Below are 21,663 nucleotides of genomic sequence, written 5' to 3' on the forward strand. Positions count from 1 at the left end.
TCGGGCCCTTTGCGTTTTCCCGTGCGGGGATGGTGCTGGGATGGCTGACCCCTCATCACCTGCCGTCATCCCTGGTCATCCGTACCGTGCTGGGTTTGCACCGGGACGCGGATGCGCCTCCGGTGCCAGGTCCCACTCTGATGGGGCTTCCCGAGACTACGAGCCGATCGTCGCGGGGGCGCAGCCTGCCGTGCCCGGGTTCGTTCTTGCCGGCTTCCCATGTCTTGCGGAGTGGCCGCTCCTGCGACATGGCGTCGATTCGCTCGCCGAGTACCGGGTCAGGGAGTTCGTACAGGGGCTCGTCCAGGGTTGCTCGCCGATCGGAAAGCTGATCAACCAGTCCAGGTCGTGCTCCCGGCTCTGATCGAGGCATCCGCGACGTGCTCCAGCATTTTGATGCCATTTCTTACTCTCAATTGATATCGTTGTTGGAGCGTCGAGCTGTGAAGGGGACAAGTGATGGCCAGGACCGTGATCGATCTGGACGAGGAGATCGTCGAGCAGGCGATGCGTGTGTACGGGGCGAGGACGAAGGCCGCCGCAGTGCGGGCGGCCATGGAGGAGGGGGTGAGGCTGCGGCTGCGCCGGGAGCTGTTCGATGCCATTGACGAGGGTGAGTTTGATGACGTGTTTGCGGAGATCCGGTCGCAGACGGGGCCGCGGAACCCGGACGGCTCGCTCAAGCGCGAAGACGGGGCTTCGGCGGCGTGAAAGGGCGCTACCTCATCGACAAGTCCGCGCTGGCCCGCCGGGGCAGACCGGCAGTGCGGGCGCGGCTGGATGTACTGGACCGCGATGGACTCCTGGCAGTGTGCGCCCCGACCGAGTATGAGGTTCTGTACTCGGCGCGTGGAAAGCCCGAGGCACTGCGCCTGCGTACCCTGCTCCGTGGTTTCGACTACGTGCCCTGCAACGACGAGGAGTTCGAGCAGGCGCTCGCGATCCAGGCGCTGGCGCTGAACGCCGGCTTTCACCGGGCGCTCTCGCTGGCCGACGTCCTCATCGCGGCAACCGCGGAACGGCATGGGGCCACGGTCCTCCACTACGACGGCGACTTCGACATGATCGCCTCGGTGAGCGGGGTGCAAGCCGAGTGGGTCGTGGAGCCCGGCACCGCTGATTGATCTCGCAGTCACACGCCGGCGTCCTGTCTGCGGGAAGCCGAACCTCCCGTGGTGTGCTTGTCGTTGCTCTTGCGGATGCTTTCTACGAAGCAGCAGTCGATCGGCAGGCGGGCACCTGAGCGGTCCCCGAGGTCAGACCTCCTTGATCTGTACTCGGTCGCCGCACAGTTTCGACCAGTCGTCGCGGTCCGAGGTCAGTACGAGGACGGGGGTCGGGGAGCGGAGCGCCATCGCGGCGACAAGGGCGTCGATGGCGTACGTGTGGCCGTGCAGGCCGCCGGCGTCGCTCAGCAGCTGCACCGCGGTGAGGCTGTCGGCCTGGGTGACGTCCTGGACCTGAAGGCGGGAGAGCAGCCAGCGCAGGCGGGCGGTATTCGTCTTCCCGTGGACGGCTTCCACCACCGTCAGGGCGGACACGAGGACGGGTACGCCCACGCGTCGAGCAGCCTCGATCCGGGTGATCATCAGGCGATCGTTACGCAGCAGCAGCGACAGTGCCTGGGAGTCGAGCACCAGGGACCTGGCCGAGGGCTCCTTCATGCGGCGCTGTCGTTCGACGCGTAGGGCGCCGGTGCGTCGCCGAACAGTTCGCTCTGCGCGGCCTGAACCTCGGCCTCGCTCAGCGACTCGTGCTCGGCTTCGTAGGCGGCCACGATCTCGGCGAGGCCGTCCATGGCGAGCTGATGCCGGACCGCCGCCGTCACGTACGCGGACACGCCGCGCTTTCCGGTACGGGTGCGCAGAGCGCCGAGGAGTTCGGCGGGCATCGACACGGAGATGTTCTCCGTGCCGCCAGGGCGGGGTGACGTCATGGGTGCAAGTCTAGTACTGAAACTATTACAACGTCTGGAGTGCTGCGCGGCCTGTGTCCGGGGCGGGCCTTGATACGCAGTCCTGGCGCTTCCGGACCTTCTTGTGCTGTGCGGTGAATCCCGTACGGGGGCGGTGCCGGGGCGCGCTCGCGCAACCGCAGGTCGGAGCGGTTCTGGTGGAGTTTGCGGGCAGGGTGTGGCCGTGTGGTCGCTGCAGGTGAGGAGCGGGACCGAACGTGCACGTCAGAGGCGGTCGGGACCGTCGAGTCCGATCGGGTGGTGGCCGTGTCATGCGCTCGCGGGTCTCCTTCGTTTCGGCTGCGCGTGCCGTGTGGGCCCACTCTTCCTCGGTCAGCAAGCTAATGTCGATGTTACTGACATCGATGTTAGTGTCATGCCAGGAGGTCGGTGAGCATGGTGGACTTCGTGGGCCGTCGCCCGGAGCTGGCGACGCTGGAGCGGGAGCTGCGGAAGGTGGCGGCAGGGGTCGGTGGGGAGCGGCCCGGTCGGTGCGTGATGCTGCGGGGGCGGCGCCGGGTGGGCAAGTCGCGGCTGGTGGAGCGGTTCGCGGAGCGTTCCGGGGCGCCGTTCTTGTTCTACGCGGCGACCGGCGCGTCCCCCCGGGACGACCTGGCGCGGCTGGCCCGGGACGCTCAGGCGTCGACGCTGCCGCTGGCGGGGCTGGTGGCCTCCGCGCGGCCGGAGAACTGGGACGCCGCGTTCGATGTGCTGGCCGCGGCACTGCCGGCCGACCGGGCGAGCGTGCTGGTCGTCGACGAGGTGCCGTACCTGATGGACGCCGACGGGGCCTTCGAGGGAATGCTGCAGCGGGCCTGGGACCGGGTGCTGGAGGCCAAGCCGGTGCTGCTCGTTCTCATCGGGTCCGATCTGTCGATGATGGAGGCACTGAACAGCTACGGGCGCCCCTTCCACCAGCGCGGCCGGGAGATGGTGCTCGGGCCGCTGAACCCCGCCGAGGTGGGGCGGATGCTCGGGCTGGATCCGGCCGACGCCTTCGACGCGGCGCTGGTCACCGGCGGGCTGCCGCTGATCTGTGCGGAGTGGCCGCGGGGGGCGGGGCTGTGGGACTTCCTCGGTGAGGCGCTGACCGATCCGGTCTCGGCCCTGCTGGTGTCGGCCGAACGTTCGCTGGCTGCCGAATTTCCCCCACAGGCCCAGGCTCGTACGGTGCTGGCGGCCATCGGCAGTGGGGAGCGGACCTTCACCAACATCGCCCGTGCGGCCGGCGGGATCGGAGCCACGCCGCTGCAGCGAGCGCTGGAGCTGCTCATGGACAAGCGGATCGTCGCCGGGGAGCTGCCCGTGTCGCTGCGTCCGTCGAAGGACCGCCGTTACCGGGTCACCGATCCCTACCTGCGGTTCTGGCTGCACCTGATCGGGCCGTCCATCCAGGAGATCGAGCGCGGGCGGGGTGATCTGACGTTGGCGCGGGTCCGGGAGAACTGGACCAGCTGGCGCGGACGAGCGGTCGAGCCGGTCGTCCGTGAGGCCCTGGCGCGGCTGCTGCCCGACGACCGGCTGCCCGCGGCCCCCGCGGTGGGCGGCTACTGGACCCGCACCAACGACGTCGAGATCGACCTCGTGGGGGCGGACCGCGCACCCGTCGCCAAGGAGCTGTTCTTCGTCGGCTCGATCAAGTGGCTGGAGCGGTCTCCCTTCGACCGGCACGACCTGGCGGCTCTCCACCGCCACCGTGCCGCCCTCACCGACGGACCCGTTCCCGTCGTGGCGGTCTCGCGCAGCGGTGTCGACTGCCCCGGGCTCGACGCGGCCTACGGCCCCGAGGACCTGCTGACCGCTTGGCCGCTCTGAGGGCCGAAGGGCGAGCGGGTACGGGAACCGGTGAACTCTTCCGCGATCCGGCCGCGGAGGTCGCGGAGAGGTTCACGGCCCCGGTCCGTGGTCCGCTCGGTCTGTACGTCGGCGGATCCGCCCGCACGCCGAGTTCGGCCCAGCCAGCCAGCCAGCCGTACGGTCCCGGCCCAGCCGGCCCCGTCCTCCGCCGATCCCCCGCACCGCGCCTCGCACCGCACCCCGCACCCCGCACCCCGTGCGACGTGGCCTCGGATGCCCGTGTCCGGGTGGCTGGAAAGGGCTGCCGTGCGGGTGTTGTCCCCCGTGCGAGCTACGCGCAGGTGTCCTCCGGGTGGTGACGATCTACCGCCGCCCGATCCCTAGGTTCGAAGCAGTCGCGGCGCACCGGCCGCGGACCCTTCGGAGGAGGATTCATGAGACTGGTGGGGCAGCTGGCTGCCGTCATGGCGATCGCGTTCGTCGGCGGTCAGGGCATCGCGGCCGTGGACGGGAACCCCTGGCTCACGCTGCTCGTCGGTCTCCTGACGGCCGCCGCCTCGATGGCGGTCTACCGCTGGGTGGTCGGACGGACGGAGCGCCGTCCGGTGACCGAGCTGGCCCGGGAGGGCGCCGGTCCCGCCCTCGGCCGGGGGACGCTCATCGGCGTCGCGCTGTTCGCGGCCGTCATGACGAACCTGTTCGCCTCCGGGTACTACGACGTCGAGGGCACGGGCTCGGTGACCGGCGCCGTCGGGTTCGTCGGCTTCATGGCCGCCGCCGCGGTGACCGAGGAGGTGATGTTCCGGGGGGGTCCTGTTCCGGATCATCGAGCAGCGCACCGGCACCTGGATCGCCCTGGTGCTGACCAGTGTCCTGTTCGGCGCGTCCCACCTGCTCAACCCGAACGCGAGCGTGCTGGGCGCCGCCGCCGTCGCGGTCGAGGCCGGCGGCATGCTGACCGGCGCCTACCTCGCCACCCGCTCCCTGTGGCTGCCCATCGGGCTGCACTTCGGCTGGAACTTCGCCGCGGCGGGTGTCTTCAGTACCGAGGTCTCGGGCAACGGCGCCTCGGAGGGGCTCCTGGACGCCACCACGTCGGGGCCGGTGCTCATCACCGGCGGCGAGTTCGGCCCCGAGGGCAGTGTGTATGCGGTGCTGTTCGGCGTGCTGGTGACCCTCGCGTTCCTGCGGCTGGCGCACCGCCGCGGCCTCCTGGTGCCCCGCCGGCGTGCGGGTCGCGCGGACGTGACTCCTGCAATCGCCCGGTGATCACTCCTCGTCGGGTCCCGGAGCGATGGCGGCGGGCCGGGCCCGCGGTCGGGTACCCCGCGCTCGGTCTGCTGCTGCTGACCGCGTCGTTCGTACCGGCGCTGCACACCCAGGGGACGGTGTTCGGCAGTGTGCCGGACCGCTCCTTCGACGCCCTGGCCGTCGTCGCGGTCGTCCTGGAGTCCCTTCCCCTGCTGGTCGCCCGCCGGTGGCCGGTGCTCTGCCTCGCCCTGGTGTCGGTCGGCTTCGCCGTCGACCAGCTCCGCGGCTACCACTCCTTCGCGGGCAGCGCGCTGCCGATCGCACTGCTGACCGTCGGATCCCGGCTGGAGAGCCGGCGGCGCACCACCGTGCTCCTCCTCTCCGCGGCGTACGCAGCGCTGTCGGTCGCGCTGTACCGGCTCGGTACGGGGGATCCGCTGATCGAGTTCGTGACGTTCTACCTGGCGCTGACCCTGGCCTGGGGCATCGGGGTGTGGCTGCGCGCCAACCGGTTCGCGGAGGCCGAGCGCCGCCGCCGCGTCGCCGAGGAGACCCTCGCCGCCGAACGCTCGCGCATCGCCCGGGAGCTCCACGACATGGTCACCCACCACGTCACGGCGATGGTCGTGCAGGCCGAGGCGGCCCGCTATCTGACCGCCGCGCCCGACCGCCTCGACCAGAGCCTCACCGCCGTCACCGACACCGGCCGGCGCGCCATCACCGACCTGCGGCACCTGCTCGACCTGCTCAACCCCGACCACGGCACCGGCGCCGCCACCGAGGCGAGGACGCCGCCCGTGGGCAGGCTGCTCACCCTCGTCGAGCAGACCCGCGGGGCGGGGCAGCCGGTGGAGTTCACCGAGGAGGGCACCCCCGCCGCCGCGACCGGCAGCGCCGACCTGGTGGCCTACCGGATCGTGCAGGAGGCCCTGACCAACGCACTCAAGCACGCGCACGGCAGCCCCACATCGGTCCGGGTGCGGCACGGCGGAAGGGAGATCGCGGTGGAGGTCGTCACGGACGGTCCGGGCACGTCGGGCGCCTCCCCCGGAGGGAGCGGACGCGGCCTGGCCGGGCTCCGCGAACGGGTCGACGTCCTCGGCGGCGCGTTCAGCGCGTCCCCGCGGCCGGGCGGCGGCTTCGCCGTGACCGCCCGGATACCCGACGGGAGCGCGGTATGACCGAGCCCGTGCGCGTCCTGGTCTGCGACGACCAACTGCTGGTCCGCACCGGCCTGGTGACGATCATCGACGCCCAGCCCGACCTGGAGGTGGCGGGCGAGTGCGGTGACGGGCAGGCCGCGGTCGAGCTCGTCGAACGGCTGCGTCCGGACGTCGTGGTGATGGACGTGCGCATGCCGGTGCTGGACGGCATCGAGGCCACCCGCCGGATCGCCGGCGCCGGGGTGCGGAATCCGGTCAAGGTGCTCGTCGTCACGACGTTCAACCTGGACGAGTACGTCTACGAGGCGCTGCGCGCGGGGGCCAGCGGATTCCTGCTCAAGGACGCCCCGCCCTCCCACCTGCTGCTCGGGATCCGCACCGTGGCCACCGGCGCGGCCCTGCTGGACCCCGAGGTGACCCGGCAGCTCGTGGGCCGCTACGCCGCCCGGATCCGGCCCGCCGACGGCACCCCGCCCGACACCCCGCTGACCCCCCGCGAACTGGAGGTCCTCCGCCTCATCGAGGACGGCCTCTCCAACAAGGAGATCGCCGCGGCCCTCGTGCTGAGCCAGGAGACCGTCAAGACCTTCGTGTCCCGCATCCTCGCCAAACTCGGCCTCCGCGACCGGGTCCAGGCGGTCGTCCACGCCTACCGCCACGGCCTGGTGACCTGACGGAAGGACCGCCCGCCACGGCCTGGCGACCTGACGGAAGGGCTGCCGCGGCGTCCGGACCAGGTGCGGGCCGCCCCAGCGGCGACGGGCGGCGGCACGCGCGCGGCCCCGCTCGTCAGGACCGTCCGGACGGGGCCTGGAGGGCCCGGAACGCGTCGAAGAACACCGGGTGCCGGGCCATGCCGGCGTCCGCCGACGGCCGGGCCACGAGGTTGGTGTGCAGGCTGTTCATCAGCCACGGCGTCTTGTCCGGCCCGATGTCGCGGACCATGGGGGGCTGCTGGACCGAGCCGTACGCCGCCACCGCCAGCCGGCCGGTGGCGCGGAACCGCCCCACCTGCTCGGTCAGGAAGTCCTGCCGCCCGGTGAACCACGGGCTGCTCATCAGCAGGTCGCGCCACTGCCGCTGCGGCACGGGAGCCGCGGCGGCGTCCCGAGCCGCCTGCCACACCGTGGTGCCGGCGGGCACCCCGTAGCGGTCCGCCCAGACGGCGGGCACCCGGTCGCGCCAGTGCGCGCCCCACCAGTGCACCAGGGAGAACTCCGTCGCCAGGAAGCGCTGTTCGGGACGGATCCGGGGCAGTACGTAGTCCGTGAACGCCGTGGCACCGTCGACCGACTTCACGTGCGGGTGGATGTCCACGCCGTCCAGCTCGGGAGTGGCCCTGACATGGGCCAGCCAGGCGTCGACGGCGGGGGTGCGCCGGGCCGGGTCGTCGAGGCGGTTGAGCGCCCCCATGTACAGCCGTGTGCGGCAGCCGGACCCGCAGCGCCTCCCGCGCTCGGCGATCACCTGGTCGGCCACGGCCCGGTAGAACGGGTTCAGGAGCGCGGAACGGTCCTCCGGCCGCGTCTCCAGGAACGGCTCGTTGCCGATGACCAGGATGTCGATCTTTCCCAGTACGGCGTCCAGGAGCCGCTTCAGCCGCCCGAGTTCGGCGTCCATGGCGCTCGTGCCCGGCCGGGGGAGCGGCCTGTCCCGGTACGGGAACTTCAGCAACAGCACCGTGCCGTAGCCGGACCCCGCGAACGACAGGAGCGTCCTGACGGCGGCCTGCCGCGGTGCTTCCACGGCGTCCAGCTCCGGCATCGGGACGAAGCCGCGCACCCACCGGGTGCCCAGGTCGTCCAGCACCGCGGCGGTGGTGCCGCGCGGCTCCTCGTTGAAGTTCGCGCCGAGCGCGCCCTCGGGCGCCGGGGGCCCGGAATCCGGCCCGCTCCTCTCGTCCGGCCCCCCGGCGCCACCGCCGCCTCCCGGGTCCGCGGACCCGTCCGGGCCGCACCCCGCGGCCAGCAGCGCGGCGCCCCCGGCGAGCCCGAGGACCCGCCGGCGGCCGGGGCCGCGGGGGCGCCCGTGCCCGGCATCCTGCTCACTGCGATCCGTCACCGTACGTCCGTCCCGAGGGGAATCGGCGTGCCCGCGCGTTCCCGGTCGTGCCTGGCCCGGACCCGGTGCCCCGGACCCGGTGTGCCGTCCGAGCGAACCACACGACCGGGCCCCGGTGCGTCCTCCGGGTGAACCCCACGACCGGGGCGGGGCCCGCTGCCTCCTCCGGGCGAATCCCACGACCGGGGCGGCCCGGTGCCTCCTCCGGGCGAACCACCCGGTCCGGGGCCTCAGTGCGCCGGCTTCGCCGGGACCAGCTCGGTCATGGCGTCGGTACCGGCCAGCACCCCCCGTGACTCGGCCTCCGCCCAGCTGAAGATGCCCGTCGACATGGTGCTGCGCTCCTGGGCGGCGCGGAGCGCGTAGACCTCGGCCCGCGCGGTGTGCACCTCGCTGTCGCCGGGGGCCGCGTCCCCGGCGAACTGGGCGAGATGGCAGGCCAGGCGGTGGGAGCCGGCGTGGGCCAGTTCCCGTGCGCGTGCGGCGAGCGTCCGGGCGCCGCCGCTCAGCGCGGCGAGCTCGGTGGCCAGCGCGCGGTCGGTGGCGGGCTTGAGGTGCGCGGGATTGCCGTCGTACCACCCGGCGAACTGGCGCCAGACGTTGCGGACGATGAACTCCGGCTCGTCGTAGAGGGGTTGCAGGTAGTGCAGCCCGGCCAGGTCGTCCGGCACCCGCACGCTGTGCAGGGTCCGGTCCAGCGTCGCCCCCTCGTTCAGACAGGCCGTCGTCTGCTCGACCAGGCTCTCCAGGTAGCGGGCGGTGTTCTCCAGGGCCTCGCGCACGCGGTCGGCTCCGACGACCGGAAGGCCGTGGCTGCCCAGCATCAGCTCCGCACCGAGCGAGGCCATCCACCGCAGCGCGGCGGCCCACTCGACGGGGTAGCGCTGCACCTTCTGCGGGTTCCCGGCGTTCGGCGCCACCCCCAGGAAGAGGTCGCCGGGGAAGAGGATCCGCTGCTCCGGCAGCCAGCCGACCGCGTGGTCGTCGGTCTCGCCGCGGTGATGGGTCAGTTCGAGCCGCAGCCCTCCGGTCTCCACCACGTGGGTGGCGGCGAAGGTGACGTCCGGCCGGCGGAACTCTGCGGGCCAGACCAGGTCCGGGATGCGGAACTGGCGGCGGTTGACGGCCGTGTTGTAGCCCTGGGTGTCGGCGTACCGCCGGAAGCGGGCGAGCACGTTCTCGTGCGCGACCACCGCCGGGCGCTCCCGGCCCGCGGCGTCGGCGTCCGCGTCGAAGGGTGCGAGGCCGCCGACGTGGTCGACGTGGCCGTGCGAGTAGACGGCGTGGGTGACCGGCCGGGCGTCCCAGGCCGTGACCTGCCGGTGGAGCCGGTCGGCGAACAGCTTCGCGCCGGTGTCGAAGAGGACGAGGCCGTCCGCGTGCCGCAGGGCGAAGGCGTGGCTGAACCCGGGCACCATGAGCACCCCGTCGGCGACCTCCTCCGCGCCGGTCGTGGCGGGTTCGACCAGCGAGGCCGGTTCGCCGTCCCCGTCCCACGTACGGGCGGCCAGCTGGAGGATCGAGTGCGTCATGAGGATTCCTTCCGGTCGAGTGCGAGGCGGTCGAGCGGGGGTCCGGCAGCCGGGCCAGGGCCGGCCGGCGAGGCTGCCCGGACGGCCGTGCGGCGCACGGCGCGGCGTACGACCAGCAGGGTGAGGGCGGCCGTCGCCAGCAGCGTCGGCTTGGTGAAAAGGGCGCTGATCAGGGTGAGCCCGACGACCGAGTCCCGTGCGTAGAGCAGGACGAGCGGCACGAGGTGGCTCACCCACAGCACCGACCAGACGGCCGTCAGGAGGCGGTGGCGGCGGCGGGCCGCACGCGTACCGAGCGTCGACGCCGGCTCCACGCCGATGCGGCGGCACACCGTCTCGGTGACCGGGCGCCCGATCAGCAGGGAACCGGCGCACACCGCCAGACCGGCGGCGTTGACGACGAGTTCCGGGAAGTAGAACGCCCGGCCCTCGCCGAACGCGATGGCGCTCACGCTGTGGAACGCCACGATCGACGTCGATACCGTGACGACGACCAGCGGGTCACCGCGGTGCCGGCGGAGCGCGGCGATCACCAGCGCCACCAGCAGCGCCACGACCGCTCCCCACTCGGGGCCCCGGCGGGACTCGACGACCAGGAAGGCCAGCGGCGCCGCCAGTCCGTCGATCACGTGCCGTGCCACGTCGGCCGCGCGGCGCGGTGGTCCCGGTGCCGGGGTCCGTGTGCCGTCGTCGGGTTCGGCCATCGCGTTCTCCAGTCGTCGTCTCGGTCGGTCGGGCGGCGGCTCCGCGAGAGCGCACCGCTGTCCGCGGCCCGGCGTGCGCCGCCGGGCCGGGGCCGCCTCGTGATGCCGATGAGTGATTTGCTGCTCAATAATGGTTGACACATCAGAGCTGATAAATCAATCATCTTTGGAGAAGCCGGCTCGATCGGACGGACGCGCGTCCGTCCGCCACCGGGCCGGCCCACCCGACGAGAGGAGCCAGCGGATGACGACCACCGTCACGCTGACCGGCACCGGCGTCCCGTTCCCGAGCGCGGAGCGCGCGGGGCCGGGGGTGCTGGTGAGCCACGACGACGTCCACCTCCAGATCGACGCCGGCCGGTCCACGCTGATGCGGCTGACCGCGGCGGGGATCAGCCCGCACCAGCTCTCAGCCCTGCTGCTGACGCACCTGCACAGCGACCACGTCAGCGACGTCGCCGACCTGGCGCACACCCGCTGGGTCCAGGACCACCTGCACGGCACGGGGCCGCTGCCGGTGGTGGCGGCCGACGGGCACGCGCCGGACTTCCTGCGGCGCGCGCTGACGGCGAACGCCTACGACGTGGAGGTGCGGATGCAGCACGTGCAGAAGGCCCCGCCCGAGGTGGACGGGCACTGGTTCGCCCTCCCCGACACTCCGGCGGAGGTCTGGCGCAGCCCCTGCGGCAGGGTCGGCGTCCAGGCCGTACGGGTGCGCCACGAGCCGGTCGAACAGGCCGTCGGCTACCGGATCACCACCCCGGACGGAGTGGTCGTCGTCTCCGGCGACACCCGGGTCTGCGAGGAGGTCGCGGCGCTCTCGGCGGGGGCCGACGTGGTCGTCCACGAGGCGTGCCGGAGCTCGGCGCTCGCGGAGTTCGTCGAGGGCACGCCGTTCGAGACGATCTTCAGCTACCACGCCGACACGGTGGAGCTGGGCGCGATGGCCGAACGCGTCGGCGTACCGCACCTGGTCCTCACCCACCTCATCCCCGAGCCCACGTCCCCGGACCAGGTGGCCGCCTACGAGGCCGACGTCCGCCGGGGCGGGTTCCGGGGCCGGCTGTCGGTCGGCCACGACCTGCTGACGGTCACCCTCCCGGCGGGGGCCGCCCCCGCGGACGGCGGGACCGGCCCGTCCGGGGCTTCCGGCCGAGTGACCGCGCCGGACGGAGGCCGACGGTGATCGAGATCGACGCACCCACCACGGCCGCCCCGGCCGACGTCCACCAGGGGCTCCACGGCGAACGCGGCGCGCTGCGCGGCGAACACCCGGACCGGGCCCGCAATCCGGTGATCAAGGCGGTGGGACTCGGCCGGCTGGAGTTCGTGAAGCCCGACCTGGACCGCGCCGAACGGTTCGCCCGCGACTTCGGTTTCGTCGTCCACGACCGCACCCCGGACCTGCTGACCCTGCGCGGCACCTTCGCGGCCGAGCCGTGCCTGGTCGTCCGCCGCGGACGCACCGCCCGCTTCGCCGGCCCGGTCTTCCTCGCCGAGTCCGTCGCCGACGTGCACCGGCTGGCCCGCTGGGCCGGGGCCAACGTCCTCCCGCTGGACGGCGGCCACGCCGTCCGGCTGACCGATCCCAGCGGCATCCCCGTGCGCGTCGCCGCAGGGCTGGACCGGCCCGCGGCGCTGGCCGAACGCGCCCCGCTGGAGCTGAACTCCGGCACCGCCCCGACCCGCGTCAACGCCGTCCAGCGGCCCCCGCGCGCCCCGGCCCCCGTGCAGCGGCTCGGGCACGTCGTGCTGGAGACGACGAAGTTCCGGCGCGCCCTGTCCTGGTACCAGGAGGCCCTCGGGCTGATCGTGAGCGACTTCCTGTACCTCGACGCCCTCCGGGACCGCGGGCCGACCATGGCCTTCCTGCGCTGCGACCTCGGCCCGGTGCCCGCCGACCACCACACCCTGGCCATGCACCTGGGCCCCCGGGTCGGCTATGTGCACTCGGCCTACCAGGTCACCGACCTCGACGCGGTCGCGGCGGGCGGGCAGTACCTCGCCGACCGGGGCTACCGGCGGGTCTGGGGCGTCGGCCGGCACGTCCAGGGCAGCCAGATCTTCGACTACTGGCGCGACCCCGACCGGATGATGGTCGAGCACTACGCCGACGGCGACGTCTTCGACGCGTCCGTCGAGCCCGGCTGGACCCCCATGAGCGCGAGCGGCCTGGCCCAGTGGGGCCCGCCCGTCTCCCGCGACTTCCTCGGCGGCACCCCCGGTCCCGGCATGGTCGCCACCCTGCTCGGAGCCCTGGGCGACGGCACCAATGAGATCGACCGGGACACCCTGAAGGCACTGGCGAAAGCGATGGCGGCATGAGCACGAACGTGGCACGTACCGAGGACGGCTGGTGGGTCGAGCACGACGGCCGGCTGACCCGGATCAGCACCGGGGCGACCACCACCCGGGAGCTGCTGGCGGACCGGCGCGCCGTGGAGGAGGCGGCCGGGTCCCCGGACCCCGCCGGACCCCGCGTGGCGGACACCGCCCTGCTGTCCCCGGTCACCGTGCCGGCCCGGGTGGTCGCCCAGATGGTCAACTACCGGAGTCACGCCCGCGATTCGGGCTTCGACCCGGACACGGTCCCGCCCGCCTTCTTCCGCAAGGCGTCCGGCTCGGTCTGCGGCCCCACCGACGACGTCCGCTGCCCCGCGCACGTCGGGTTCCTCGACCACGAGGTCGAGCTCGGCCTGGTCGTCGGACGCCGGATCGAGGTCGGCACCGTGGTGACCGAGGACGACCTGGCCGACACCGTCGCCGGCCTCGTCCTCACCGACGACGTCAGCGCCCGGGACATCCAGCTGACCCGGACGCAGTTCTACGAGGCGAAGTCCTACCCGACCTTCACCCCCGTCGGCCCGTACCTCACCCTGGTCGACGCCGGTGAACTCGCCGCCCTGGAACGGCTGCGGCTGACCCTGAGCGTCAACGGGGAGATCCGCCAGGACAGCACCGTGGCCGACATGATCGTCAAGCCCGCCCGCGCGCTCACCCTGCTCGCCCGCTTCCAGGCCCTGGACCCCGGGGACCTGGTGCTCACCGGCACCCCGGGCGGCACCGCGCTGAAGGCCCCCGGACCCGTGCTGGAGAAGATCGGCGCCCTGCTGCCGCCGGCGGTCAAGTGGCGGGCGTTCTTCAAACGGCAGGCGGACAACCCGCACTACCTCACCGACGGCGACGTGATCGCCGCGACCATCACCGACCCCTTCGGAGGCATCGACCTCGGCCGGCAGACCAACGTCGTCCGCGGACCGGCGCGGAGCGCGGCCCGGTGACCCGGGACGGACTGCCGCCGCTGACCGGACCCGCGGACCTGCACGCCATCGAGCGGGTCCCGCTCGCCGACCGCGACCTCGCGCTCACCACCTACGAGCTGCTCGTGCGCGCCGCCCGGCGGTGGCCCGGCGCACCGTGCGCGCTGTGGATCCCCGACCCGTCCGCTGTCGAGGAGCACACGGTGCTCTCCTTCGGCGCGACCCTCGACCGCGTGCACGCGGTCGCCCACGCCCTGCACGGCCTGGGCGTGCGGCGCGCGGACGCGGTCACGCTGATGGCACCCAACTGCGGCGACCTGCTCGTGGCCACCCTGGCGGCCGAGGCGGTCGGGATCGCGGCACCCGTCAACGCCGCGCTCGACCTGCGCCAGGTCGCGGACATCCTGCGGCTGACCGGCTCCCGGGTGCTGGTCGCGGCCGGACCCGAACTCGACGGGGAGCTGTGGGAGCGGCTCCTCGACGGCGCCGCGGACCTCGGCGTCGACACCCTCGTCGCCCTGTCCCCGGACAGCGGCGACCGCGGTACGGGGTCCGGCCCCGGGACACGGCCCGGGCTCCGCGTCCTGCGGCTCGACGACCTGGTGGACAGCGGCCCGGCCGCCCCCGCGGGGCTGCCCGCCCCGCCGCCGGAGCCCGGCGACCTGGCGGCGTTCTTCCACACCGGAGGCACCACCGGCACCCCGAAGGTGGTCGCCCAGACCCATCGCAACCAGGCCGTGATGGCGTGGAGCCTCGCCCTCGCCGGCGGCGCGGGCACCGGCGGGAGCATCGTGGCCGGCCTGCCGCTGTTCCACGTCAACGCGCTCCTGGTGACCGTGCTCGCGCCGATGGTCACCGGCGAACGGTCCATCTGGCCGGGCCCGCTGGGCTACCGCGACCCCCAGCTGTACGCGTCGTTCTGGCGGCTCGTCGAGCACTACCGGCCCCGTGCCATGTCGGCCGTGCCCACGGTCTACGCGTACCTCTCGGCCGTACCGGTCGACGCCGACATCAGCTCCCTGGAGCTCCCGGTCGTCGGCGCCGCACCCCTGCCCGACGGGGTGCGAAGGGCCTTCGCCGAGGCGACGGGACGCGAACTCCTGGAGGGCTACGGGCTCACCGAGGGCACCTGCGCCGCCTCCGCGACCCTGCCCGGCCATGTGCACCCCGGTGCGGCCGGACAGCGGCTGCCCTACCAGACGGTGGCCGCCGCCGTGGTCGACGAGGCACACGGCCGGGTGCGCGTGCTCCCCGAGGGGGAGACCGGTGAGCTGGTGATCAGCGGCCCGACCGTGTTCGCCGGGTACGTGCACCGGGACGGCGGCCGTCGCCGGGTGTCCCGGGACGGCGTCGTCGTCGACGGCCGGCTGCGCACCGGCGACCTGGGCTTCGTCCGCGAGGACCGGGTCCACCTGCGCGGCCGGCAGAAGGACCTCATCATCCGCGGCGGCCACAACATCGACCCCGCCGTCATCGAGGACGCCCTGCTCGGCCACCCCTCGGTGAGCGCGGCAGCGGCCGTCGGCCGTCCCGACCGCACGTCGGGCGAGGTCCCGGTGGCGTTCGTCGTGCTCACCGGACCGCCGGCCACCGCCGAGGAACTCACCGCCTGGGCGGGCCGGCACATCGGCGAACCCGCCGCCCGGCCCCGGACGGTCACCGTGCTCGACGCGATCCCGCTCACCGGGATCGGCAAACCGTACAAGCCCGCACTGCGCGCCATGGCCGCCGCCCGGCACTTCCGGGACGAGCTCGCCGCGCACGGGATCGACGGCGTCCGCCTCGACACCGCCCACGAGAACGGCCGGCTGACCGTGCGTCTGACCGGGACCGGAACCGGGACGGAGGCGGCGCGGGCCGTCCTGCGGGACCACGACGTCGACGTCCGCACCCGCACCGAGGAGGAGGACCGATGACCGCCGACGAAACCCCCGCGGGCACCGGCCCCTGGGACGTGGTCGTGATCGGCGCCGGCCCCACCGGCCTGGCGGCCGCGGCCCTGCTGGGCCTGCGCGGCCTGCGCGTCGCCGTCGTCGAACGCCACCGCGCCGTGTACCCGCTGCCCCGTGCCGTCCACCTCGACGACGAGGTCTACCGGATCCTCCACCAACTGGGCGTCGGCGAGGAGTTCGCCGCCCACAGCCGGCCCGCCGCGGGCCTGCGGCTCGTCGACGGCCGGCACCGCGAACTGGCCACCTTCACCCGCGAGCGGACCACGGCCGCCGGGCTTCCGCAGGCCAACATGTTCGACCAGCCCGACCTCGAACGGCTGCTCCGCGGCAACCTGGAGCGCTTCCCCCGGGTCGAACTCCTCGGCGGCCACGAACTGCTGCGCCTGGATACCACCGACCCCGCCTCGGTCACCGCCCGCGTACGCCGCCCGGACGGCACCGTGACCACCCTGCGCGCCCCCTACCTGATCGCCTGCGACGGCGCCAACAGCACGGTCCGCACCCAGCTCTCCGTCAGCAGCGAGGACTTCGGGTTCGAACAGCGCTGGATCGTCGCCGACGTGCGCTGCGCCCCCGGCCTCGACGCGTGGGACGGGGTGCACCAGGTGTGCGACACGCACCGGGCCGGCACGTACATGCGCATCGGCCCGGACCGCTACCGCTGGGAGTTCCGGCTGCTCGACGGCGAGAGCGCCGACGACTTCGCGGACGTCCCGGCGCTGCGCCGGCTGATCGAACCGTGGGTCCGCGCGGTCCCCGACGACGAACTGTCCGTCCTCAAGTGCGCGGAGTACACCTTCCGTGCCCGCGTCGCACACCGCTGGCGGGTCGGCCGGGTCTTCCTCGCGGGCGACGCCGCCCACGTCACCCCGCCCTTCATCGGCCAGGGCATGTGCGCGGGCCTGCGCGACGCGCACAACCTCGCCTGGAAGCTGGCCGAGGTGCTGCGGGGGCGCGCCGCACCCGGCCTCCTCGACTCCTACGAGGCCGAGCGCAGACCCCATGTGGCCACGATGGTCGGACGGGCCAGGGGCATGGGACGGCTGATGACCGGCGGCGGCCGGGCCGCCTCCCTGGCGCGCCGCCGGCTGGTGCCCGCGCTGGCCCGCTCCCGCACGGTGCGCCGGACCCTGCTCGACAGCCGCACCCCCGCCCTCGTGCCCGGACCCCGGATCGCGCGGCGCACCCCCCGCACCGTGCGCGGCGCGCTGCTCCCGCTGGTCCGGCTGACCGGGCCGGACGGCGAGCCGCTGCTGGTCGACCGGGTGCTGGGGGACCGCACGGTCGTCGTCGCCCTCCCGGGTGTGGACCTCGCGGCCGTCCCCGACGCCTCGCCGTCGGCCTGGCTGACCGTCGCCCCGGAGGGCGGCGAGGGCGAACGCCACCTCGCCCGGTGGCTGCGCGAGGCCGGCGTCGTATGGGTCAGGGTCGACCCCGACCGCGTCGTCAGCGCGGCCGGCCCCGGGGGAGTGCACCGATGAGCGCGGCGGCCGCGGCCGCCCGGCGCCGCCGCACCGGCGGCGCGCCGCACGCCGACGAGCGGAGACCCGATGGCGATGACTGAGCGGACCGCCGGCCCGGATACGATTCCGGACATGCCCCAGCACCCCGCCTCACGTGGAGAGAGACGCAAGCTGCGCACCCGCGCGGCCCTGATCGAGGCCGCTCAGGAGCTCTACGCCGACCGGGGCGACTTCGAGGTCAGCATCCAGCAGATCACGGAGGCGGCCGACGTCGGGTTCGGGTCGTTCTACAACCACTTCTCGTCCAAGACCGAGCTCCTCGACGCCGCCATCGCCGAGGCGCTGGAGGCCCACGCGGCCTGGCTGGAACGGATGCTGGCGGACGTCGACGACCCGGCCGAGGTCTTCGCGACGTCCATGCGGCTCACCGGCCGCCTGGTCCGCACCCGCCCCCGGATGGCGCGGGTGCTGATGCACGGCGGGCGCGCCCTGCTCGCCGCGCCGTACGGCCACGCGCCGCACGCGCGCCGCGACATCGAGGCGGCCCTCGCCGCCGGCCGCTTCACCACCGAGGACGTCGAGGTGGCCCTCGCCTGCACGGCCGGGTGCCTGGTCGCCGCGATGCACCTGTGCCACGTCGATCCGGAGGTCTCGGTCGACGACGTCGCCGACCGGACCGTGCTCAACGTGCTGCGCATGTTCGGCATGGACGACGCGGAGGCGCACCGCATCGTGGAACTGCCCCTCCCCGCGGGCGAGCCGCCGGTCACGTCGATCTGAGCCCGGCCGCCGCGGTCGCGCGCCGGCGGCCGGACCCCGCGCCCGTCACCCGCCCGCGGTGACGTTCAGCGCGGTCACCCCCACCGGCTTCTCCGCGTCCGCGGACTCCACGGTCAGCCGGACCCGGCGCGCCGCGTCGCCCTGCCGGTACGGGCGCCAGGTGCGGCCGTCCAGGGAGGTCTCCAGGGCGTGCGCGGCCGGAGCGGTGTCCGTCCAGTGCGGGGTGAGCGAGGCGATCCGCGTCACCCGGCCCAGGGTCACCGTCAGGCTGCCCCGCGCGCCGTCCGGTGACCAGGAGGTCGCCGGGCTGCCGTCCACCGCCGCCTCGGCGTACAGCCCCGGGGCCTCGGAGCTCGCCGTGGCCGGACGGCAGCGGGCCGCGTCGGAGGTCGGGACGAGGTCGGGGCGGCGGGTCGGCAGGGTGAGCGTGCCGGAGAGCCGGCGCGGGCCCGCCGGGGTGTGGACGGTGAAGGGGGCGCCCCGCGTCAGCCGGACCGTGGTGGTCCGGGGGCCCACCGCGACGTCGTACGTACGGCCCCGGTAGCGCAGCCCGGTCAGCTCCACGCCCGCCCGCAGCTGCGGGGGCAGGAGCGGGTCGAGCCGTACGCCGTCCTCGCGCAGCCGCAGGCCGGTCAGACCGTGCGTGAAGACCTGGAGGAAGCCGCCCTTCCCGGTGAGGAAGTCCTCGGCGGGGAAGCCCGAGAGCGGATCCTGCGCGCCGGACTTCTCCCCCCTGGCCTCGGAGAACAGGTGATAGGGGCCGCGGACGAACGGCCGCACGGAGCGCCGGAGATACGTGTACGCCGAGCAGCCGGGCTCCCCGATGGCGGCGGCGTCGACCGCGTGCACCGAGTCCGTCATGGCGGGGCCGTCCGGGTCGGTGCGGGCCGCGTAGTGGTCGAGCGTCGCCGCGGCGGCGCCCTCCGGCATCGGCCACTCCAGGGGATAGAGGAGCAGCACCGTGTCGGCCTGCTTGAGCGTCGAGTCGTTGTACCCGGCGTACTGGAGGTAGATCTTCCGCTCGGGGTCGTAGGGGATGCGCAGCCCGTCCGCGACCCGGGTCCAGCCGGCGGGTGCCGGGCGGCCGAGAATCCCGGCGGCGCGGGTGGCGGCGCGCAGCGCGGTGGCGGCGACCGCGTTGGTGAACACCCCGTCCGTGACGCCGTTGCTGTACTCGTCGGGGCCCGCGACGTTCTTCACCGAGTAGCTGCCGTCGGCCCCGGCCGTGGCGCGGGACTCCCAGAAGTCGGCGATGCCCTTCAGCAGCGGCCAGCCCCGGCCGGCCAGCCAGGCGCGGTCCCCGGTGGCCAGGTAGTACTGCCAGACGGCGAGCGCGATGTCGCCCTGGAGGTGGTTCTGGGTGAGGCAGTGCGGCGGGTCCCAGCTCTGGCACTCGGAGTCCAGCCGCCCCCGGCTCGCGCTCGTCCAGGGGTAGAACAGGCCCGCGTAGCCGAGCTCCGCGGCGTTCGCCCGGGCGGCGTCCCGGGTGCGGTACCGGTACTCGACCACCGAGCGGGCCAGCTCGGGCCGGGTGGCCAGCAGCCCCGGGTACATCCAGGTCTCGGCGTCCCAGAACACCATGCCCGCGTAGTTGTCGCTGGTCAGCCCGACCGGGGAGATGCTGTCCGAGGAGCCGCGCCGGGTGCCGGCGAGCAGCCCGTACTGCGCGGCGCGCAGCCAGGCCTGGAGGTCCGGACTGCCCGGCACCCTGATGTCGGACGCCCAGTCCCGGCGCCAGGCGGCGGCGTTGGAGGCGACGACCCCGGCCCAGCCGCGCCCCGCCGCGCGCTCCGCCGCCGCGGTGGCGGAGGCGAGCGGATCGCGCGAGGTCAGGGAGGTGTCGACGCCCACGTACTTCTCGAAGGCGTACGTCCGGTCCGCCCGGACCCGGACGGTGCGGGCGCCGTCGGTGCCGCGCTGGACGACCGCCCCCTCGGTGCCCGTGCCGAGCGTGCGGAAGGTGCCGTCTGCGGCGGTCGTGATCCGGCGCGCCCCGCGCCCGTCGAGCCGGCCCGTCACCGTCGCGGTCCCGCTCCAGCGCGGGGTCATCCGCAGCCGCACCGCGCCGGTGTGCACATCGGCGCGGTCGGTCAGCACCTCGTAGGTCAGGTCGGTCGCACGGCCGTCGGCCGTGGTCCACCGCAGCGAGGTGACCACGGCGCCGCAGCGCAGGTGGAGGGTCTGGCGATAGCGCGAGACGCGGCCCGCGGGGGTGGCGGAGCCGTACGTCTCGGACCCGGCCCGTACGTCGAGCGTGGTCCAGGACGGCAGCGCGGCGATCACGTCACGGCCCTCGGCGAGGTCCGGGTCCCGGGCGTAGAGCCCCGACACGAAGGCCCCGTCGAAGCGCGGCGTGTAGAGCGGCCAGCCCGTCCGGTCGCCGGTGGCGGCGTATCCGGCGCCGGTGGCCGGGACGCGGTGGCCCAGATAGCCGTTGCCGACGTAGGGGTCGTACCCGCGGGCCTCGCCGAAGGCGGTGGACGTCGGCTCCCACGAGGGGTCGGAGGGGGCTCCGGTCCTGCCGCATACGGTGTCCGGGACGGGGGCCGCGGCGTACGACGGCGGGGGCAGCGGGGCGAGCAGCGCGCCGGCGACCAGGGGCGCGAGAGCGGAGGTGCGCGTGAGTCTCACCGCACGAAGGTAGGCAGCGGGGAGCGCCCGGCGCGGGAACGGCACGCGGGACGGGCGGAGCGGCCGGGCCCCCGCCCCCGGACAGCGGCACGGCCCCGTACCCCTGATCCGTCGGGTGGGTGAGGGCCGGGGGTGACGGCCGGCGTGCGGGCCGGATCACACGGCCGGGGGCGGCTCGGTGCGGCCCGCCGGTACATGCCGGACGCATACCTGATCCAGGTATGCCCTGGTGAACGCGAAATCATCACTTCGGGTGAAACTCTGGCCCGTGCTTGCGGTTCTCAACCCACCGTTGCCAGGCTGTTGCTGTCTGTCAACCTGTTGGGAGTGGCCTGTGCCTTTCGGTGAGCAGCCCGCCTATCTGCGCGTGGCGAGCGATCTCAGGGAGAAGATCGTCAACGGCGCGCTGCCGCCCCATACCCGCCTGCCGTCGCAGGCCCGCATCCGCGAGGAGTACGGGGTCTCGGACACCGTGGCCCTGGAGGCGCGCAAGGTGCTGATGGCCGAAGGGCTCGTCGAGGGGAGGTCGGGCTCGGGCACGTACGTGCGCCCGCGTCCGGTCCCGCGCCGGATCGCCCGCTCCGGCTACCGCCCCGGAGCAGGGGCCAGCCCGTTCCGGCAGGAGCAGACGGCGGACGGGGCGCACGGCACCTGGGAGTCCCGCAGCGAGCAGGAGGGGGCGAGCGCCGAGACCGCCGAGCGGCTCGGGATCGAGCCGGGCGACCGGGTCATGCGGACGCGGTACGTCTTCCGGGAGGCGGGCGAGGCGATCATGCTCTCCACCTCCTGGGAGCCGCTGGCCGTCACGGGGCGCACCCCGGTCATGCTCCCGGAGGAGGGGCCGCTGGGCGGCTGCGGTGTCGTCGACCGCATGGCGGCGATCGGTGTCGTCGTGGACAACGTGGCGGAGGAGGTCGGGGCGCGCCCGGGGCTGGCGGAGGAACTCCTGACGCTCGGCGGCGTCCCGGGCCACGCGGTGATGGTGATCGGGCGGACGTACTACGCCTCCGGGCTCGCGGTGGAGACGGCCGACGTGGTCGTCCCCGCCGACCGGTACCGGATCGCCTACCACCTCCCGGTCAAGTGAGCGCCGGGGTGTTCGGAGCGTCGGCAGC

At 74.0% G+C, this 21,663-nt stretch carries 18 protein-coding genes and 1 pseudogene; 13 read left to right on the forward strand and 6 right to left on the reverse strand.

Annotated elements, in window-relative coordinates; translation table 11 throughout:
• Positions 1–459 precede the first annotated feature (459 nt).
• Together ABZ172_RS08685 and ABZ172_RS08690 are read left to right on the forward strand one after the other, a co-directional pair.
• Positions 460–711 (forward strand): type II toxin-antitoxin system VapB family antitoxin, encoded by a 252-nt coding sequence (locus tag ABZ172_RS08685; protein WP_356881618.1) that lies wholly within the window; start codon positions 460–462, stop codon positions 709–711.
• Positions 708–1,124 (forward strand): PIN domain nuclease, encoded by a 417-nt coding sequence (locus ABZ172_RS08690; protein WP_356881620.1) that lies wholly within the window; start codon positions 708–710, stop codon positions 1,122–1,124. Before ABZ172_RS08685 ends, ABZ172_RS08690 begins: the two co-directional genes overlap by 4 nt.
• A gap of 132 nt (positions 1,125–1,256) precedes the next feature.
• Here ABZ172_RS08690 and ABZ172_RS08695 read toward each other — a convergent pair whose 3' ends face one another.
• Positions 1,257–1,664 (reverse strand): PIN domain-containing protein, encoded by a 408-nt coding sequence (locus ABZ172_RS08695; protein ID WP_356881622.1) that lies wholly within the window; start codon positions 1,662–1,664, stop codon positions 1,257–1,259.
• Entirely contained in the window at positions 1,661–1,936 is a 276-nt protein-coding gene (locus ABZ172_RS08700; RefSeq protein ID WP_356881625.1) for a hypothetical protein, read from the reverse strand. Before ABZ172_RS08700 ends, ABZ172_RS08695 begins: the two co-directional genes overlap by 4 nt.
• Before the next feature lie 414 nt (positions 1,937–2,350).
• On the opposite strand from ABZ172_RS08700, the gene ABZ172_RS08705 reads away from it, so the two are divergent.
• The 4 genes and pseudogenes from ABZ172_RS08705 to ABZ172_RS08720 all read left to right on the forward strand — a co-directional run bounded on the left by ABZ172_RS08705 (position 2,351) and on the right by ABZ172_RS08720 (position 6,839).
• The gene (locus ABZ172_RS08705) at positions 2,351–3,769 is read left to right on the forward strand and encodes an ATP-binding protein (RefSeq protein ID WP_356881627.1); all 1,419 of its coding nucleotides are present in this window, start codon (positions 2,351–2,353) and stop codon (positions 3,767–3,769) included.
• Positions 3,770–4,185: 416 nt separating this feature from the next.
• A pseudogene (locus tag ABZ172_RS08710) lies at positions 4,186–5,020 on the forward strand (type II CAAX endopeptidase family protein).
• Positions 5,021–5,088: 68 nt separating this feature from the next.
• Entirely contained in the window at positions 5,089–6,183 is a 1,095-nt protein-coding gene (locus ABZ172_RS08715; protein ID WP_356881841.1) for a histidine kinase, read from the forward strand.
• Complete coding sequence (locus ABZ172_RS08720; RefSeq protein WP_356881629.1) at positions 6,180–6,839, forward strand: response regulator transcription factor; 660 nt, start codon at positions 6,180–6,182, stop codon at positions 6,837–6,839. The genes ABZ172_RS08715 and ABZ172_RS08720 overlap by 4 nt, the downstream gene beginning before the upstream one ends.
• A 115-nt stretch (positions 6,840–6,954) precedes the next feature.
• Here ABZ172_RS08720 and ABZ172_RS08725 read toward each other — a convergent pair whose 3' ends face one another.
• From ABZ172_RS08725 to ABZ172_RS08735, 3 genes are all read right to left on the reverse strand, one after another.
• Positions 6,955–8,226, reverse strand: a complete 1,272-nt coding sequence (locus tag ABZ172_RS08725) for a hypothetical protein (RefSeq protein WP_356881632.1) — start codon at positions 8,224–8,226, stop codon at positions 6,955–6,957.
• Between the two features lie 230 nt (positions 8,227–8,456).
• Positions 8,457–9,758 carry an alkyl sulfatase dimerization domain-containing protein gene (locus ABZ172_RS08730; protein WP_356881635.1) on the reverse strand — a complete coding sequence of 434 codons (1,302 nt, stop codon included), beginning with the start codon at positions 9,756–9,758 and terminating at the stop codon, positions 8,457–8,459.
• Positions 9,755–10,462, reverse strand: coding sequence for a DUF3159 domain-containing protein (locus tag ABZ172_RS08735; protein WP_356881637.1), 708 nt, complete (start codon positions 10,460–10,462; stop codon positions 9,755–9,757). Before ABZ172_RS08735 ends, ABZ172_RS08730 begins: the two co-directional genes overlap by 4 nt.
• Positions 10,463–10,706: 244 nt before the next feature.
• Here ABZ172_RS08735 and ABZ172_RS08740 point away from each other — a divergent pair, with 244 nt between their 5' ends.
• The 6 genes from ABZ172_RS08740 to ABZ172_RS08765 all read left to right on the forward strand — a co-directional run bounded on the left by ABZ172_RS08740 (position 10,707) and on the right by ABZ172_RS08765 (position 17,917).
• Complete coding sequence (locus ABZ172_RS08740) at positions 10,707–11,648, forward strand: MBL fold metallo-hydrolase (RefSeq protein WP_356881639.1); 942 nt, start codon at positions 10,707–10,709, stop codon at positions 11,646–11,648.
• Positions 11,648–12,787, forward strand: a complete 1,140-nt coding sequence (locus tag ABZ172_RS08745) for a VOC family protein (RefSeq protein WP_356881843.1) — start codon at positions 11,648–11,650, stop codon at positions 12,785–12,787. Before ABZ172_RS08740 ends, ABZ172_RS08745 begins: the two co-directional genes overlap by 1 nt.
• Positions 12,784–13,743 carry a fumarylacetoacetate hydrolase family protein gene (locus ABZ172_RS08750; protein ID WP_356881641.1) on the forward strand — a complete coding sequence of 320 codons (960 nt, stop codon included), beginning with the start codon at positions 12,784–12,786 and terminating at the stop codon, positions 13,741–13,743. Before ABZ172_RS08745 ends, ABZ172_RS08750 begins: the two co-directional genes overlap by 4 nt.
• Positions 13,740–15,638 (forward strand): AMP-binding protein, encoded by a 1,899-nt coding sequence (locus ABZ172_RS08755; protein WP_356881643.1) that lies wholly within the window; start codon positions 13,740–13,742, stop codon positions 15,636–15,638. The genes ABZ172_RS08750 and ABZ172_RS08755 overlap by 4 nt, the downstream gene beginning before the upstream one ends.
• The gene (locus ABZ172_RS08760; protein WP_356881645.1) at positions 15,635–17,155 is read left to right on the forward strand and encodes a bifunctional 3-(3-hydroxy-phenyl)propionate/3-hydroxycinnamic acid hydroxylase; all 1,521 of its coding nucleotides are present in this window, start codon (positions 15,635–15,637) and stop codon (positions 17,153–17,155) included. The genes ABZ172_RS08755 and ABZ172_RS08760 overlap by 4 nt, the downstream gene beginning before the upstream one ends.
• Before the next feature lie 114 nt (positions 17,156–17,269).
• Positions 17,270–17,917, forward strand: a complete 648-nt coding sequence (locus tag ABZ172_RS08765; RefSeq protein ID WP_356881647.1) for a TetR/AcrR family transcriptional regulator — start codon at positions 17,270–17,272, stop codon at positions 17,915–17,917.
• Positions 17,918–17,962: 45 nt separating this feature from the next.
• Here ABZ172_RS08765 and ABZ172_RS08770 read toward each other — a convergent pair whose 3' ends face one another.
• Positions 17,963–20,548: a discoidin domain-containing protein gene (locus ABZ172_RS08770; RefSeq protein ID WP_356881649.1), complete on the reverse strand. Its 2,586-nt coding sequence runs from the start codon at positions 20,546–20,548 to the stop codon at positions 17,963–17,965.
• Between the two features lie 334 nt (positions 20,549–20,882).
• Between ABZ172_RS08770 and ABZ172_RS08775 the strand changes: the two genes are divergently transcribed.
• Complete coding sequence (locus tag ABZ172_RS08775; protein ID WP_356881651.1) at positions 20,883–21,635, forward strand: GntR family transcriptional regulator; 753 nt, start codon at positions 20,883–20,885, stop codon at positions 21,633–21,635.
• Positions 21,636–21,663: the final 28 nt, after the last annotated feature.

The sequence above is a fragment of the Streptomyces sp. NPDC006296 genome, assembly GCF_040613235.1.
Taxonomy (GTDB): Bacteria; Actinomycetota; Actinomycetes; order Streptomycetales; family Streptomycetaceae; genus Streptomyces.